The organism is Peptoclostridium acidaminophilum DSM 3953, from assembly GCF_000597865.1.
Taxonomy (GTDB): domain Bacteria; phylum Bacillota; class Clostridia; order Peptostreptococcales; family Peptostreptococcaceae; genus Peptoclostridium_A; species Peptoclostridium_A acidaminophilum.
This window is the reverse complement of sequence record NZ_CP007452.1, coordinates 1,927,236-1,943,048: the sequence shown is the minus strand read 5'-3', so window position 1 is coordinate 1,943,048 and position 15,813 is coordinate 1,927,236. Positions and strand designations below refer to the sequence as shown.

The following is a 15,813-nucleotide window of genomic DNA, read 5'->3' as shown; positions in this document are numbered from 1 at the left end:
ACGCCGGTTGCCTTATTTTAGTGCGAAGGCACTAAAGTAAACATTCAGAATGAGGGTATAAGAAGATTGTAATTAGATGACAGCCAGATGCGGGGCAATATGGTATGGAAAGTGGGTGACTTCATGGGGATAAAAGACAGATATGAATTGTCTGCAGTGAATATATTGCTTAAGATGAATCAGCTGAAAAGGGCGGAGACTCTGGGCGTTGATGAGTTGGAAGCTTTGCAGCGTGAGCGGTTTATCAAGGTATTAAGGCATGTGATTCGAAAGTCTGAGTTCTACAGAAATTATTACCAGGAACATGGCGTCGACATTGAAAAAATCGACCAGATCTCACTGAAAGACTTGCCTATAATAGACAAGAAAATAATGATGGATAATTTCGATCAGTTTGTGTGTGACAAGAATTTGAAAAGAGATGAGCTGGAGCGGTTTGTGAGCGATCCTAGCATGATAGACAAAAAGTACAAAGGGCTGTATGAGGTTATCCATACGTCCGGCTCATCAGGAAGGATTGGTATATTTGTTTATGGGCCGAACGACTGGTCTATGCTCAAGGCGATTGCAATAACCCGGGTATCAAAGGATAAATTCCGCCTGTTCAAAAGGACGAAGCTTGCTTTTATAGGAGCGTTAGATGGACATTATGCTGGGATAAGCCTCACTAAGGATGCACCGAGGCTGCTGTTTGATTTTCTCCCGGTTGATATAAACAGGCCCATAAAGGAATCGGTTGAGCTTCTGAATGATTTCATGCCCGACAGCCTCAGCGGCTATGCTTCTGGAGTGTATTTCCTTGCGCTGGAGCAGCTAAGTGGCAGATTGAAAATCAAGCCTAAAAGGATACTCTGCTCTGCAGACCCTATGACAGAAAGTATGTCGGAGATTATTAATAAGGCTTTCGGCGTTAAACCGCATGACTTCTATGCGGCTTCCGAATCCATAGGAATGGCAACGCAGTGTGACGTCCACAGAGGACTCCATCTTTTTAACGACTGGCATATTTTCGAGGTCATAAAGAAAAATGGAGAGCCGGCAGGACCGGGAGAGTCAGGGAACCTTGTGCTCACAAACCTGTACAATTATACGCAGCCGCTGATACGCTACAGGATGGATGATGAAATAGTTTTAGGCGAAGGAGTATGTTCCTGTGGATGGTCTTTTCCTCTAGCTAGCAAAGTAGCAGGGCGCGAAGAGGAGTTTCTATATTTTGAAAAGCCGAATGGGAGCAAGGAGTCCCTCAATCCGGTGTTGTTCATAGAATTCATAGTTGAAGGACTTGAAAAGCTTCAAGTTGTTCAGACGGAGAAAAACTATTTGAGGCTGAATGTAATAATCCGAGGAGATAAGGATGCTGCGGTTTCAAGAATCAAAAACAGAATGGATAAAATACTGAACATGAAGAACTTGGCGGATTTTGTCGGATATGAAATAAATACCGTGGAAGACATACCAAATGATCCGAAGACAGGAAAATTTAAGCTGATAATACCGTTAAAAGATTAGACGCCGGTCAACAAGTCAATATGGTATAGGCTCGTCAAGCAGCGGCAGGTCGTAGTCTGCTATGTCCACAAGTGACAGATTCAACATTAAAAAGTTGATTGGAATAAAAATATGGGTATCATATGAACATATGAATGTACGCATGTGTGAACATATGAATGTACGCATGTGGAAAGCGCCTGTGCTTATACTGAGTCGCGACAGGCGTGATTCTATAGAAAAACTGTTTCTGTTATGGCTAATTAGATTATGAAAGGATGGCGATAATATGAATATTAAAAGAATTGTATCGGCAGCGCTTGTGGGTGTAATGATAAGCGGCGGGGCCATGGCGTATGCGGCAGGCCCGCAAATGGGGAGCATTCAAGGCGCAATCAATGAGGCGAAAAAAGAGGGAAATGCCCAGTACAGGGAAACTATAAGGGAAACCTTCAGACTCTATATGGACAAGGAAAACCCTGATGTAGAGGGTCTTCAAAACGCAGTAAGGCTCCAGCTTACGGAGCAGCTAAGAAACATGGCTATTGAGGCGGGATATGACCCTGACGAGATAGTCGCTCAGCTTGTAATACTAAAGGCGATGACTGGTGAGGACGTAGATGCCCTGATGGAGGCTATGGAGGCCGAGGACTACGACGCTATTAGGGATATAGCCCTCAAATATTATGAGCTTTCAAAGCAGATGAACTACAGGTTCAAGGATATGAACAATCACTGGGCTGAAAATACTGTTGCCAAGCTTGCAGGCGGTGGAATTATAAGCGGAAGGGACGATGTGACATACGATCCTGAAGGGACTGTTACAAGGGCGGAGTTCGTGGCGCTTCTTGTTAGAGGTCTTGAGATGACAATGCCTGAGGGAGCCAAGTCTCCGGATTTTACGGACGTTGCGAAGGGAGACTGGCACTACGCATATGTTATGACCGCATATGCCAACGGTATAGTTGAAGGCTTGGATGCTGACACATTCAACCCGGACGGCAAGATCACAAGGGAACAGATGGTAAAGATGATGGTGGATGCCCTTAAGCTTCAGGATATGGATATGGATCAGGACCAGATTAGGGATAGAACTCAGATATACAAGGATTGGGATACTGTTTCTGAATGGGCAAGAGAAAGAATGGAAAAAGCTCTGATGCTAGGGCTCATAAAGGGCAAGCAGGCTGACAGGATAGCTCCTGCTGAAACTGCCACAAGAGCCGAAGCAGCAACAATAGTAGAAAGACTGCTTGAAGCGCAGTAGTGATTGAAGTAAAAGCCCGGTGAATGCCGGGCTTTTACTTATAACTATTTGTATGGAGTGGTGTTAGTCATGGTTAAATCAGGCGATTATTCACGATATTTTTCAAGGGGCAAAGGCTGCTTTGTCGAATATGGATACGAGCTTGCAAGGGACTGCTTCGGATTGGCGGCTAAATACTCAAAGGCTGATGATGGTATGCTGCTGCTTGTGGACGAAGAGTACAGGGTGATGTGCGCATATGACCTGGGAAGGGCTTCCTTTAGAGAGGAGTATGCAGGCTGCGTTTTTGAAAAAGCAGAGGGCACGGAATGCATATGCCTTGGACTTGACGGAGATAAGACTTGTTTGCTTTGCGGCGTAGGGGTGGATGGAGACTCACTGCAGACGGCTGCTGGAATGATAGAGGATTCGCATGGAGTATCGAGAAGGCACTCGGAGAGCGGGGATATGGTTCTAAGGGCGCTGGACAATGTAAACGATGCGATATCTTACTGTGACAGAACGGGTAAGGTGATGTACGCCAACAGGGCCTGCTTTGAGATACTGGGGACAAACAAAGAGGAGCTTTACAATGGAAATCTCGAGGAGCTGACTACCGGGAAGCCCATGCTGCTGGAGATATTAAAGAATAAAAAGAGCATAATAGACGTTGAGTATTTCCTCAAGTATAAGGACAGGAAGTTCCATTTCATAAACTCGGGCTATCCTGTGTATTCCGACTCGGGCGAGGTGATAGGCGCCATAGACATATTCAGGAGCATAGAGCGTTCCAGGAAGCTTGCCAACAGCATCGCAGGGTATCAGGCGTTTTTCACGTTCGGCGACATTCAGGGAAACAGCAGAAAGATGCATGAACTGGTAGAGCATGCGAAGGTATTTGCAAGAAGCGACGAGACGGTGCTGATACTAGGTGAGAGCGGAACTGGAAAGGAGCTTATAGCCCAGTCGATGCACAACTACAGCGACAGGGCGGAAGGGCCTTTCATAGCGCTCAACTGTGCAAACTTTCCAAACGAGCTCATTGACAGCGAGCTTTTCGGGTACGAGGAGGGAGCCTTCACGGGAGCACAAAAGGGTGGCAAGCAGGGGAAATTCGAGCTAGCCAGCGGAGGGACGATTTTCCTGGACGAAATCGGCGAAATGCAGCTGCATTTGCAGGCAAAGCTCCTGAGGGTTCTTGAAACCATGTGCGTGACAAGGATAGGAGGCAACAACCCTGTAAAGATAGATGTCAGGGTGATTGCTGCTACAAACAGGAGGCTTGAAGAGCTTGCTGAGGCGGGCGATTTCAGAAGGGACCTTTACTACAGGCTCAAGGTGCTGCTGCTTGAAACGCCGCCGCTTAGGGAGCGGGGAGAAGATATCCTTCTTCTTGCGGAGTATTTCATAGGCAAGATTGCCGCGAAGACGGGCAAGAATATTGCGAGGATAACAGAGGGTGCAAAGGAGATGCTTTTAAACTACAGCTGGCCCGGGAATGTAAGGGAGCTTGAAAATGCCATGTCCAGGGCGCTTTTTATGTGTATTGACGATGAGATAGATGAGAAGACGCTGCTTAAGGGCGGGATAAGGGAATCAAGGTATGATGAGGTGGTAAGCAGGAGCAGCGTAAACATAAGCAGGGATATGCTTTCGGAAACAATGTTGTCTATGGAAGGTAACAAGAAAAAAGCGGCTGAATTTCTGGGAATTTCGAGACCGACGCTGTACAAGCTGCTCAAAAAGTACGGCATCAAGTTGGTGTAAATGCTTTACATGTAAAGTGCTTACACTGGCTGGATTCTTTGGGATGACCGGTTAAAAAATTAAAAGGGGCGTTAAAAGCGCCGGCAAAGTGTAAACTATTTACACTTTGCCGGCGCTTTTTTTTGTTCAAAATATTTGCGTGATTTTTGAATGAGATGCAAACAGAGGGCTTTGGAGATTTTTTTAAAAAAGGAAAAGTTGGCACGCAAATTGCTTTATATTGTGTCAGAGGCTGAATAACTTTTTAGGAAGGGGGGGATGAAGTGTGCTTAAACTCAAGAAAAACATTGAAGGCATTGAGAGAACAAGCTATGTCAAGGACGACAACGAAGACCTATTATCAGACGGCCTTGTAGACTGCTCGCTTGGGACTAATCCCTTCGGCTGCTCGGAGCAGATACACCTGTGGGGCGAACTCGGCAAAGCGAACGTAAACTCATATCCGAATCATCCGTATAAAACGCTTAGGGAGGCAATTTGCAGCTATTGGAAGGGTCAAGCCGGAATAGTTTCCGGCAACGTCATCATCGGAAACGGTTCCATATCAATACTCAGCAAGGTAAGCGGCATGATAGTCGATTCTGGCACCAGGGTGCTCGGATACTGCCCTCAGTTTACAGACTATGCCCATTGCGTCAGGGTCAACTGCGGAACGTATGAGCAGGTGGATCTTAGAAGGGAAAGGAAGCTAAGGTTTGACGCATCGGAGTTCAAGGGAAGGGTCGGCGGAGGATATGGTGCGCTGTACATCGACAATCCAAACAACCCCACCGGGCAGGTGCTGGAGCTGTCAGATATTGAATCCATAGTCAGGGAAGCGAAAAGGCAGGGCGTGTGGGCTATTGTGGACGAGGCGTATGGTGATTTCATGGACAAAGAGAATTCGGCGGTTTCGCTAGTTGGAGATTATGAAAACCTGATAGTCGTAAGATCATTTTCAAAGGGCTTTGGGCTCGCAGGATTAAGAGTGGGTTATGCCGTTTGCTCGGAAGAGTTCGCGGATTTATACAGGAGAGTAGATACGCCATTTGGGATAAGCTCTCCAGGACACTTGGCGGCAGTTTTGGCGCTTGGGGACGAGGCTTTCTTGAAGGATTCGGCGGAGAGGGTCAAGGCGAACAAAGAGGCAATTATAGATTCATGTTATGGCATAAAAGTCATGCATACCAGCATGAGAGTACCTATCATGACTCTGGAGCACCCGGATCACGATACTGATTTTAAAGGGCTGTTGATTGAAAATGGCGTGCTCACTGAGTCGGGTTCTGATTTTGTGAATCTTGGAAAAAATCATGTGCGGCTTCGGGTTCCTAGGGAGACAGGCAGGCTGCTTGAGGCTTTAAGACGAATTGAAGAAGGCATTTGATAGCTGTAGTGTGCAAAACCATATTATAACCATACGAGGAGGGAAAACAATGGAAAAGACGGCAAAAGGGAAAAAGGGATTTTTTGAAGGCGCATTTGGAAGATATTTTGTACCCGGGATAGTGCTCCAGTCTGTTCTTATAGGAGGAGGCTACGCCACAGGCAGAGAGATTGTGGCCTTCGGAGCCAAGTTCGGAGCTTTGGGATGGCTTGGAGGGATAGGCATATTCATCGGCTTCACGCTTATGAGCGTCCTTACTTTCGAGGTTGCCAGAATATACAGGACTTATGACTACAAGTCGCTTGTAAGGCAGTTTGCAGGAAGATTCAGCGTGCTCTACGATGTGATATATATACTCCTGTGCATACTCATAATAGCAGTAATGTCTTCGGCCACGGGAGAAATTGTGAGCCAGACTCTCGGGCTTCCGTACTGGCTGGGTGTTGGCGGCGTGGCGGTGCTGGTTGGAATACTAAACTTCTACGGCGGCTGGCTGATTGAAAGATTCGAAACATACGGAACAATAGCGCTCTATGTAGGATACATAATATTCAGCGTTATTGTAATATCGGCGACAAAGGGGAACATACAGAATGTATTCTCAAATGCTGACACAAGCTACATGCAGGGCAATGTGGGCGTAGGCGCCGTGCTCTGGACGGGAATAGTCTATGTTGGATACAATCTCGCTGTTTATCCGGCAACGCTTTTTACTCTGGAGAGGCAGACGACAAGGAAAGAAACCGTAATATCAGGCGTAATATCTGGCGTGCTCATGACGATACCCTGGTTTATGACTTACTTTGCCATAATGGGCCACTATCCGTCAAAAGACGTGATAGAGGCAGGAGTTCCATGGCTTGTAATGCTTCAGCAAACGGCAGGCTCGTGGGTGATAATGGTATTCGGCGTTGTAATGGGCTGGACTCTTATAGAGACTTCGACAGGTGTGCTGCATGCTCTCGTTGAGAGGATTGATGCGGGCCTTTGTGACACGGGCAAAAAATCAATGAGCAATGCTCAAAAGGCTGCTCTTACAATGGGAGTGCTCGTCCTTGCGATGGCTCTCTCGAAGATAGGCATAATAGACCTCATAGGCAAGGGCTACACTCTAATGGCATACGGAATGATACTCGTATATGCCATTCCGCTTATGACTGTTGGAGTATACAAGATAATAAGCCACGACAGGAAGGTTGCTGAAAAGGTTCAGTACGCAAGGGAGATACAGGAGGCAGAATAGAGGGTAGACTTGCCTGGGAGAATATACTGATGGAGGGATTGGAATGGACATAAAGCGCGACAGATGCAGGAGTATATGCGGTGAAGACAGCAATTTCATAGCGAAGGCTTCCAGAATACACTACTATCCTTTGGCTGTAAAAAGGGCCAAGGGATCTGTGGTGGAGGATGCCGACGGAAACGAGTATATAGATTTTCTATCGAGCGCGGCCGCTCTCAATACGGGCCATGCCCACGAGAACGTGGTAAACGCCATGAAAAAGCAGCTAGACGATTTCATACACTATACTACTGCCTACATGTACAACGTGCCCCAGGTGGAGCTCGCCAGAAGGCTTGTGCAGATAACGCCCGGAGATTTTGAAAAGCGCGTGCTGCTTGGCCTCACAGGCTCGGACGCCAACGACGGAGCCATAAAGCTGGCTCGCGCGTATACTGGAAGAAGGAAGATGGTATCTTTCATAAAGGCTTACCACGGCTCGACCTTCGGATCCCTTTCTTTGAGCGCTATAAGCCTGAATATGAGGCGCAAGATAGGGCCGGGGCTGGGGGATGTGCACCACATTCCGTATCCGGACTGCTACAGGTGTCCACTCGGCCATAAAAAGGACGAATGCTCTATGGAGTGCATAAAGCAGCTTGAGGACGCATTTGAGAATTTCCTTCCTGCCGAGGACGTGGCAGGAGTGGTTATGGAGCCTATTGCGGGAGACGCGGGGATAATAGTGCCGCCCGTTCAGTATGTAAGGAGGCTGCACGAGCTTTGCAAGGAAAACGGGATACTCTTTATAAGCGAGGAGGTTCAGCAGGGTTTTGGAAGGAGCGGAAGGTGGTTCGGGATAGAGCATTTCGGAGTTGAGCCCGACATAATAGTTATGGGCAAGGCCATAGCGTCCGGAATGCCAATAAGCGCATTGGTTGCAAGAAAGGAGATAATGGACTCGCTTGATGCGCCGGCGCATCTTTTCACGATGAACGGCAACCCCGTATGCTGCAGCGCCGCAATTGCAACAATCGACACGATAAGTGGCGAAGGACTTGTGGAGAGGTCAAGGCTGCTTGGGGAATACATGATGGAAAAACTGAATGAAATGAAGGAAAAGTATGAAATAATAGGAGATGTAAGGGGGCTGGGGCTTTCTATAGGGGTAGAGCTTGTGACTGACAGCAGCGGCGAGAGAAACAGGGAAGCTGCCACTAAGATAAGCTACAGGTGCTGGGAGAAAGGGCTTATACTCACATTCTTCGCGGGGAATGTGCTCAGGGTGCAGCCGCCGCTTGTAATTGAGAAGGACGAGATAGACAGAGGGCTTGCCATAATGGAAGAGGCCATACAAGAATATGTCAGAGGTGACATACCCGACTCAGTGTTGGAAGAGTCCAAAGGCTGGTAAATGAAAAAGCCCACATCAGGGAGAATCGACTTTAGTTGATTCTCCTTTTTGTCGTTAGGATTGTTTGTTGAATACAACATGCTCTGAGATTTTATGGTATTTTGCAAGCATCATTGATTATTATGAGAATTTTTTGTACAATTGCAATTATATATACTTTACTGGAGGACAGCTATGAAGACGGTTTCGAGGGAGCTTTTCGATTTTTACGAGAAGAATTATAGGGCGTTCAAGCTTATAATGGAGGCTACGTTCGATGAGATTACTATAACGGACGAGAAGGGGATGTTCCTGACTGTGAGCAATTCCTGCGAGAGCATATTCGGAAGGCCGATATCCGAGGTTGTGGGCAAGACCTGCTATGTGCTTGAGGAGGAAGGCGTGTTCAGCAAGTCGGTAACCAAGATGGTGCTTGAAAACAGGATGAAGACCACGATGGTCCAGGACACGGGAGGCGGAAGGCGGCTAATAGTAACTGGAATACCCATGTTCGACGATGACGGCGCGCTAAGCGGTGTCATCAATATATCAAGGGACATAACGGAGGTTGAAAAGCTAAGCAGCCAGATGGAGGAGGCTCAGCATCTTCTGGGCTGGTACAGCGAGGAGCTCAAAAAGCGAAGAAGCGTAGAAAAAAGCGATATAGTCGCAAGCAGCGCCAGCATGAAAAAGATAATCGAAACCATAACCCATATAGCCGATCTTGACGCCACGGTGCTTCTCACTGGCGACACAGGAGTAGGCAAGGGCCACATAGCAAAGGCTATACACAACATAAGCAGAAGGAGGGAAAGGCCCTTTGTTCAGATAAACTGCGGAGCCATACCTGAAAACCTCCTGGAGTCGGAGCTTTTCGGCTATGAGAAGGGCGCTTTCACAGGGGCAAGCAAGGACGGCAAGAAGGGTCTCTTTGAGATTGCGGCAGACGGGACCATATTCCTGGATGAAATAGGTGAGCTGCCGCTGCAGCTTCAGGTGAAACTCCTTACTGTGCTGGAGGAGAAGGCGGCCTTCAGGGTTGGGGGCACAAAGCCCTTTAAGGTAAGCGCCAGGATAATTGCGGCTACGAACAGGGATTTAAAGAGTTTTTCAGACGAGGGCAGATTCAGGAGCGATCTCTATTATAGGCTAAACGTCATGCCCATACACATACCTGCGCTCCGGGAGAGGCCTGAGGACATACTGATGCTGGCAGGAAGCTTTTTGGACAAGTTCAACGAAAAGTACGGAGTCAAAAAGCAGTTTTCCCCCAGGGCTTACGATGCGATTTTGCATCATGATTGGCCGGGCAACACAAGGGAGCTTGAGAACATAGTTGAAAGACTTGTAATAACAAGTGTTGGAGGCGTAATAGACGAGAGCCATGTGCTTGACATTCTCCCCGGAGAGAGTAGTTTCAAGCTCATGGTGGGAGACGTAGTGCCATTGAAACAGGCTCTTGAAGAGGTGGAGGAGAGGCTACTGCTGAAGGCTCTTGAAAAGTACGGCTCAACTCGGAAAATAGCACAGGCCCTTGAAATAGACCAGTCAACGGTGGTCAGGAAGCTAAATAAGATAAGGTGGTGTGGCGGGAAGTGATGCAATGCTGCAAAGGTTTTGATGCGAACGTGCATCAGAACCTTTGCTTTTTTATGTTTATTTTACATAAATGTCCAAAATTAAATTTCTGAATATTAAAAAAATAACGCTCTGGGCGTTGGTTTTGCTGGAAATGCGAAAAAATTTGAAGTTTTTTGACACTTTTGGCATGGGAATTGCTCTGTATAATGGCATGCTGGCCAGGCAGGAATAAAAGAAGGAGCAGAGGTGATACGACAAAATGGAAACCAATTTACAAAGAATAAGGACATCAATTGAGGATATCAGCAGATTCAACAGCACGCCGGGTAACGGCTGCACGAGGTTTTCATACAGCAAAGAGGACAGGATGGCCAAGGAGTATGTAATAGACCAGTGCCTGAGGCTGGGTCTTTCAGTAAAGGTAGACGCGGTGGGCAACATAAGGGCCAGGCTGGAGGGCACGGAGCCAAATCAGCCTGCGATATTTGTGGGCTCCCACATAGACACAGTTCGCCACGGAGGCAACTTCGACGGTGTTGTGGGTGTAGTAGGTGCCATTGAGGCTGTAAGGACGCTTGTGGAAAACGATATAAGGCTCAGGTGCCCTGTGGAGATAATAATATTCGCCGAGGAGGAGGGCTCCAATTGCGGTTCCACTATGGTGGGAAGCAAGGCCATAACAGGCAAGTATACTGTGGCGGATTTGCACAGCCTTAAGAGTCCCTCGGGGGAATCATGCTACGAGCTTGCAAAGAGCTTCGGGCTCAATCCTGACCAGGTTGAAAACCACGTGCTGGAAAGTGACGAGGTAAAGGCCATGTTTGAGCTCCACATAGAGCAAAGCGTCGTGCTTGAGCGGGAAGGGCTTCCCATAGGCATAGTCGAGGCCATAGTGGGCATGAATACCATAAGGATAGTGGCTGAGGGGGTTCCAAACCACGCGGGAGCTACTCCTATGGGCATGAGGCAGGATCCCATGGCGGCCAGCGCCAGGCTCATAAGCGAGATAGAGAAGATAGCAAAGTGCAGGGCTCTTCCGACGACGGTGGCAACGGTCGGCAGGATAGACTGCGAGCCCAATGTGCCCAACGTGATACCGGGAAGGGTGGAGTTCACGGTTGACATAAGGGATGTCGAAGGCGAGGGCATCGAAATGGCAACCAGCCTTATAGAAAAGCATATGGAGGATGTATCCAGGGAGTATGGCCTTAAGATGTGGTCCGAGCCTATAGGCACATCACAGAGCATAAGGCTTTCAAAGGCTGTTTCGGGAGCTATTGAGGAGTCGGCAAGGGAGCTTGAGATACCGTATATGCGCATGAACAGCGGAGCTGTTCACGATGCGGCTATGCTTGCGGGAATGACGGAGGTTGGCATGATATTCGTGCCCAGCAAGAACGGAAGGAGCCATGTGCCCGAGGAGTTTACGGAGTACGAGCACATCAAGCTGGGCTGCGACATTCTGCTTAGAGCGATAGTCAAGATAAGCCAAATGTAATTATTTCAAGGCTGTAAGACAAAATAGAATTCACAGGGAGGATTTTAAAATGAGCATGCTAATTAAAAACGGTGTTGTTGTTACTGCTTTTGACGAGTTCGAAGCCGACATACTAGTTGAAGGCGGCAAGATAAAGGCTATAGGCAAGGAGCTTGGCTCCGGGGCTGACGAGGTTGTGGACGCAAAGGGAATGTATGTGCTTCCGGGAGGAATAGACCAGCACGTTCACTTTTCTTTCGACTACAAGGGCTCGAAGGTAAGGGGCTTTGAAACTTCAAACGCTGCGGCCGCAGGCGGAACTACTACAGTAATTGAGTTTGTAAACCAGATAAAGGGCAAAGGGCTTGTCGATTCAATTGAGGACTACAGAAAGAGCGAGGTTGACGGAGTGGCTATGGTTGATTACTCTTTCCACGGCGTAATAACAGATCCTACTCCCGAGGTTTTCAATGAGATGGACAAGCTGGTTGACGCGGGATACTCGACAATAAAGCTTTTCATGGCATACAAGGGTATGTTCTTCCACGCTGACGACGATGCGATATTAAACGCGCTGATAGCGGCAAAGGATGCGGGAGTTACTATAATGGTTCACGCTGAGAACGCAGACGCCATAGATGTGCTTCAAAAGAGGCTTGTGGCCGAAGGCAAGACTGAGCCTTACTACCATGCTGTTTCAAGACCGCCGCTTGTTGAGGCGGAGGCTACAAAGAGGGCCATATATCTTGCGCAGATGGCGGGAGCCCCAATATATATTGTGCACGTATCCTGCAAGGAGGCAATAGACGAGATAAGAAACGCATATGTTTCAGGAATACCGGTGTATGGAGAGACGTGCTCGCATTATCTTGTGCTTGACGAGTCGAACCTTGCAAAGCCGAACTTTGAGGGGGCCAAGTATGTATGTTCACCTGCCCTTAGGACTCCAGACCACCATGAGGCGCTTTGGGACGCTGTCGACATGGGCTGGCTAAACGCTGTAAGCTCAGACCACTGCGGCTTCGACTGGAAGGAGCAAAAGCACATGGGACGCGACTGCTTCACCGACATACCAAACGGAGCCCCGGGGCTGGAAAACCGCCTGGCTGTGCTTTGGACCTACGGCGTTGAAAAGAACAAGATATCAAGGCAGAAGCTGGTTGACATATTCGCGACAACTCCTGCAAAGATTAATGGTATAGCTGACAGGAAGGGCCACATAGCCGTTGGATACGATGCTGACATTGTAATATTCAATCCTGAATACAAGGGTGTAATGACAAATGAGACTTGTCTGCACAACGTGGACTACAGCCCGTACGAAGGCATGGAGCAAATAGGCAGGGTTGAGAAGGTGTTCCTGAGAGGAAACCAGATAGTTGAATGCGGCAAGTATGTAGGCAATGGCGTTAAGGGCGAGCTTGTAAAAGGAAAGGCTTATGGTCTTTGCTACGACAGGATGGAAAAGTAAGTTGTAGATTAACTGCTGAATATATATTTTGCTTGAGGAGGGCTGGATATGAGTAAACAGGAGCAACAGAAAGTAATCGGTGAGGAGAGCTTGGCTCCCAACCACCACAGGGTAATGGACAACATTTCATATACGCTTGCATGGATAGGTGGCAGCGTTTTCATAGGATATTTCATGCTGGGAGCTAGCCTTGTACCGCCTGTTGGAAAGCTGAATATGGTGCAGGCCATGGCGTGCATATCGCTGGCAGCGCTTATAGTATCTGTGTGCTTTAACATAAATGGGCAGGCAGGCCACAAGTACGGGATTCCTTTTGTAGTTCAGTCGAGACAGTCTTTCGGATTCAAGGGATCTAAGATAACATGCGCAGTAAGGGCTATTCCTGCAATATTCTGGTTTGGAATACAGTCGTGGGTTGGAGCGCTGGCCATAAACGGTATTCTAATTAAGACCATAGGCTTTGACAGTCCGATGATTTGCTTCATAGGCTTTCAGATACTTCAGATAGTCTTGGCGTCCCTTGGTTTCAAAGGTATCAAGTGGGTTGAGAATGTGGGCGGAATAGTTATAGTGGTTTCGCTTGGGTATATGCTTTTCATTATAAATAAGGTTTATGGCGCCCAGATACAAAGCAATCTTATAGACTTCAAGGGAACCTGGGGAATGGCATTCTGGGGAGGAACAACTGCATTCCTTGGCGTTTTTACAACTCTCATGCTCAATATCGGAGACTATACGAGGGAGTACTCCAAGAAGAGCTCAAACAAGATGATGTTCATAATACACCTTATAGGAACACTTCCAACCACGCTTTTCATGGCACTCATAGGACTTATGGCGGCGGGCGTTACAGGAGAGTGGGACCCTATAAAGCTGTTTGTAGAGCTTATGCCTAATTCATTCATGCTGTTCATGTCGTTGTTCTTTGTGGCAGTGGCTCAGATAACTACAAATGTTATGCTGAACGTAATACCTCCTGCATACGTTATAATGGACATATTCAAGGTTTCATACAAGAAGGGAGCAGTTATAACAGGTATACTGGCGTTCTTCACATTCCCTTGGATGATAGCCAACTCATCAGGCTTCTTCCTTTTCATACAGGTATACTCCATATTCCTTGGACCTATATTCGCTGTAATGGTTGTTGACTATTACATGTTAAGGGGCAAGAGGCTCAGCGAAAGGGATATTGAGGAGCTGTACGACGAGAACGGGCCATACAAGGGAATCAACTGGGCAGGTCTTATAGCCGTGGCTGTAGGAGCGGCGTTTGGTACTCTTGAGGTTCAGATATCCTGGTATATAAGCCTTATACCTGCAGGCCTGACATACTACGCTCTTATGAAGCACTCGGCATTCAGCAAGTCTTCATTCGCGCCTAAGGGCATTGAGGCTGAGAGAAGTAAGGCTGTGTAAGGGCTAACAAGCCAGATAAAAACGCATATAAATAAAAACACGGTCCTACAGGCTTTTGGCAGCCATAGGGCCGTGTTTTTATTTGTTTTATAGGTGCTTTGAGATTTCAAAAGACAGATGCATATTGTCTATTAGTTACTGTGTTAAGAAAATAAAGGGCATGAAAACAGGACTTGTTTTTTATTCGGCTTTCGTTAAGACTGATATTAAAAAACAAGTCCTTTCTCAGTTGATGAGAAATTCTCAAACACATTATGAATTTGCTCCTTTCAGGATAAGAAATGCAAGCAGATGCAATCTCCTTAAAAAAAACAGGGTAACAATTAGTAGGGAGCTTGTTAAAGGGTATAATTCCAACATGGAAATAAGATTGCCAGCTTTAGTTTTACGTAGATGGCGACAAGCTATTATAGCGGCTTTGGCTTTTATTTTGGGGGTATCAAATGAGCTCGAATACGAAATTGCAGAGGGAGGATTCCTATGAGGCTAGGTGTTGTGGGGCTTGGGAAGATGGGTTACAACCTAATGCTTAATATGATGGAAAAGGGCCATGATGTGATAGCATACGACATATCGCAGGCAAGCATGGAAGCGGCTAAGAAGGAGGGCGTCCGGACCGTGCGAAGTCTGGAAGAGCTATGCGCTGGGCTGGGAGATGGAAAGACCGTATGGGTGATGGTGCCGGCGGGGGAAGCTGTCGAAGCTGTCATAGATGGATTGAAGCGTTGCATGGGGCAGGGCGACACAATAATAGATGGGGGAAACTCCCACTACAAGGATTCAATCAGGCGGCACGATGAACTCCTAAAAAGAGGCATAGGCTTCATTGACGTGGGCACAAGCGGCGGAGTCGAAGGAGCCAGAAGCGGAGCCTGCATGATGATAGGCGGAGAAGAAGAGGAATTCAAAAGGTTTGAGGCCTTGTTCGGGGATTTGTGCGTCAAGGGCGGCTGTGCATATCTTGGAAGAAGCGGAAGCGGTCATTTTGCCAAGATGGTCCATAACGGAATAGAATACGGAATGCTCCAGGCCGTCGGAGAGGGATTTGAAATAATCCAAAGGAGCGATTTTGCAATTGACAATGAAAAACTGGCGGCGGTGTGGAGCAACGGCTCGGTGATAAGGGGCTGGCTCATGGAGCTCTGCCATAGGGCCTTCCAAAACAGCCCTCAGCTTGAAGGTGTAAAGGGCAAAATAGCATCCTCAGGCGAAGGGCTGTGGGCGGTGCAGGAAGCCCTTGAGCTGGGGGTGCCGGCAAGCGTTATAACCCAGTCGCTGCTTGCAAGGTATGCATCGAATGACAATGACTCTTTTTCGGCGAAGGTGGTATCGTCGCTTAGGCGCGAGTTCGGCGGACACGATGTGTCAAAGTAGAACCTGGAG

General features: G+C 47.6%; 13 protein-coding genes. 12 read left to right on the top strand and 1 reads right to left on the bottom strand.

Going from position 1 to position 15,813, the window contains the following annotated elements; all coding sequences use genetic code 11:
* The first annotated feature begins 99 nt into the window (after nucleotides 1-99).
* Nucleotides 100-1,509 (top strand): phenylacetate--CoA ligase family protein, encoded by a 1,410-nt coding sequence (locus tag EAL2_RS09520; protein WP_148295982.1) that lies wholly within the window; start codon nucleotides 100-102, stop codon nucleotides 1,507-1,509.
* A gap of 15 nt (nucleotides 1,510-1,524) precedes the next feature.
* On the opposite strand, the gene EAL2_RS15830 is transcribed toward EAL2_RS09520, so the two are convergent.
* Entirely contained in the window at nucleotides 1,525-1,653 is a 129-nt protein-coding gene (locus tag EAL2_RS15830) for a hypothetical protein (RefSeq protein ID WP_278246854.1), read from the bottom strand.
* 124 nt (nucleotides 1,654-1,777) lie between these two features.
* On the opposite strand from EAL2_RS15830, the gene EAL2_RS09515 reads away from it, so the two are divergent.
* From EAL2_RS09515 to gnd, 11 genes are all read left to right on the top strand, one after another.
* Entirely contained in the window at nucleotides 1,778-2,755 is a 978-nt protein-coding gene (locus EAL2_RS09515) for an S-layer homology domain-containing protein (RefSeq protein WP_025436160.1), read from the top strand.
* Nucleotides 2,756-2,824: 69 nt separating this feature from the next.
* Complete coding sequence (locus EAL2_RS09510; protein ID WP_025436159.1) at nucleotides 2,825-4,501, top strand: sigma-54 interaction domain-containing protein; 1,677 nt, start codon at nucleotides 2,825-2,827, stop codon at nucleotides 4,499-4,501.
* Nucleotides 4,502-4,766: 265 nt separating this feature from the next.
* A complete protein-coding gene (locus tag EAL2_RS09505) occupies nucleotides 4,767-5,867 on the top strand; it encodes a pyridoxal phosphate-dependent aminotransferase (protein WP_025436158.1) in 1,101 nt (366 codons plus the stop codon).
* A 49-nt stretch (nucleotides 5,868-5,916) separates the two neighbouring features.
* On the top strand, nucleotides 5,917-7,110 hold the full coding sequence (locus tag EAL2_RS09500; protein ID WP_025436157.1) for a YkvI family membrane protein: 1,194 nt from the start codon (nucleotides 5,917-5,919) through the stop codon (nucleotides 7,108-7,110).
* A 43-nt stretch (nucleotides 7,111-7,153) separates the two neighbouring features.
* On the top strand, nucleotides 7,154-8,503 hold the full coding sequence (locus EAL2_RS09495; protein ID WP_025436156.1) for an aspartate aminotransferase family protein: 1,350 nt from the start codon (nucleotides 7,154-7,156) through the stop codon (nucleotides 8,501-8,503).
* 174 nt (nucleotides 8,504-8,677) lie between these two features.
* Entirely contained in the window at nucleotides 8,678-10,081 is a 1,404-nt protein-coding gene (locus EAL2_RS09490) for a sigma-54 interaction domain-containing protein (protein WP_025436155.1), read from the top strand.
* 241 nt (nucleotides 10,082-10,322) lie between these two features.
* A complete protein-coding gene (locus tag EAL2_RS09485; protein ID WP_025436154.1) occupies nucleotides 10,323-11,561 on the top strand; it encodes a M20 family metallo-hydrolase in 1,239 nt (412 codons plus the stop codon).
* A gap of 49 nt (nucleotides 11,562-11,610) precedes the next feature.
* Nucleotides 11,611-13,011, top strand: a complete 1,401-nt coding sequence (hydA, locus tag EAL2_RS09480) for a dihydropyrimidinase (protein ID WP_025436153.1) — start codon at nucleotides 11,611-11,613, stop codon at nucleotides 13,009-13,011.
* A 48-nt stretch (nucleotides 13,012-13,059) separates the two neighbouring features.
* Nucleotides 13,060-14,430: an NCS1 family transporter gene (locus EAL2_RS09475; protein WP_025436152.1), complete on the top strand. Its 1,371-nt coding sequence runs from the start codon at nucleotides 13,060-13,062 to the stop codon at nucleotides 14,428-14,430.
* 124 nt (nucleotides 14,431-14,554) lie between these two features.
* The gene (locus EAL2_RS09470) at nucleotides 14,555-14,914 is read left to right on the top strand and encodes a hypothetical protein (RefSeq protein ID WP_158408915.1); all 360 of its coding nucleotides are present in this window, start codon (nucleotides 14,555-14,557) and stop codon (nucleotides 14,912-14,914) included.
* Complete coding sequence (gene gnd / locus EAL2_RS09465) at nucleotides 14,911-15,804, top strand: phosphogluconate dehydrogenase (NAD(+)-dependent, decarboxylating) (RefSeq protein WP_025436150.1); 894 nt, start codon at nucleotides 14,911-14,913, stop codon at nucleotides 15,802-15,804. Before EAL2_RS09470 ends, gnd begins: the two co-directional genes overlap by 4 nt.
* The last annotated feature ends 9 nt before the right edge of the window (nucleotides 15,805-15,813 follow it).

Bases quoted from the DNA above. Each gene is read 5' to 3' on its own strand.
- EAL2_RS09520 (WP_148295982.1), top strand. From the start codon at position 100: ATGGTATGGAAAGTGGGTGACTTCATGGGGATAAAAGACAGATATGAA.
- EAL2_RS15830 (WP_278246854.1), bottom strand. From the start codon at position 1,653: ATGCGTACATTCATATGTTCATATGATACCCATATTTTTATTCCAATC.
- EAL2_RS09515 (WP_025436160.1), top strand. From the start codon at position 1,778: ATGAATATTAAAAGAATTGTATCGGCAGCGCTTGTGGGTGTAATGATA.
- EAL2_RS09510 (WP_025436159.1), top strand. From the start codon at position 2,825: ATGGTTAAATCAGGCGATTATTCACGATATTTTTCAAGGGGCAAAGGC.
- EAL2_RS09500 (WP_025436157.1), top strand. From the start codon at position 5,917: ATGGAAAAGACGGCAAAAGGGAAAAAGGGATTTTTTGAAGGCGCATTT.
- EAL2_RS09495 (WP_025436156.1), top strand. From the start codon at position 7,154: ATGGACATAAAGCGCGACAGATGCAGGAGTATATGCGGTGAAGACAGC.
- EAL2_RS09490 (WP_025436155.1), top strand. From the start codon at position 8,678: ATGAAGACGGTTTCGAGGGAGCTTTTCGATTTTTACGAGAAGAATTAT.
- EAL2_RS09485 (WP_025436154.1), top strand. From the start codon at position 10,323: ATGGAAACCAATTTACAAAGAATAAGGACATCAATTGAGGATATCAGC.
- hydA (WP_025436153.1), top strand. From the start codon at position 11,611: ATGAGCATGCTAATTAAAAACGGTGTTGTTGTTACTGCTTTTGACGAG.
- EAL2_RS09475 (WP_025436152.1), top strand. From the start codon at position 13,060: ATGAGTAAACAGGAGCAACAGAAAGTAATCGGTGAGGAGAGCTTGGCT.
- gnd (WP_025436150.1), top strand. From the start codon at position 14,911: ATGAGGCTAGGTGTTGTGGGGCTTGGGAAGATGGGTTACAACCTAATG.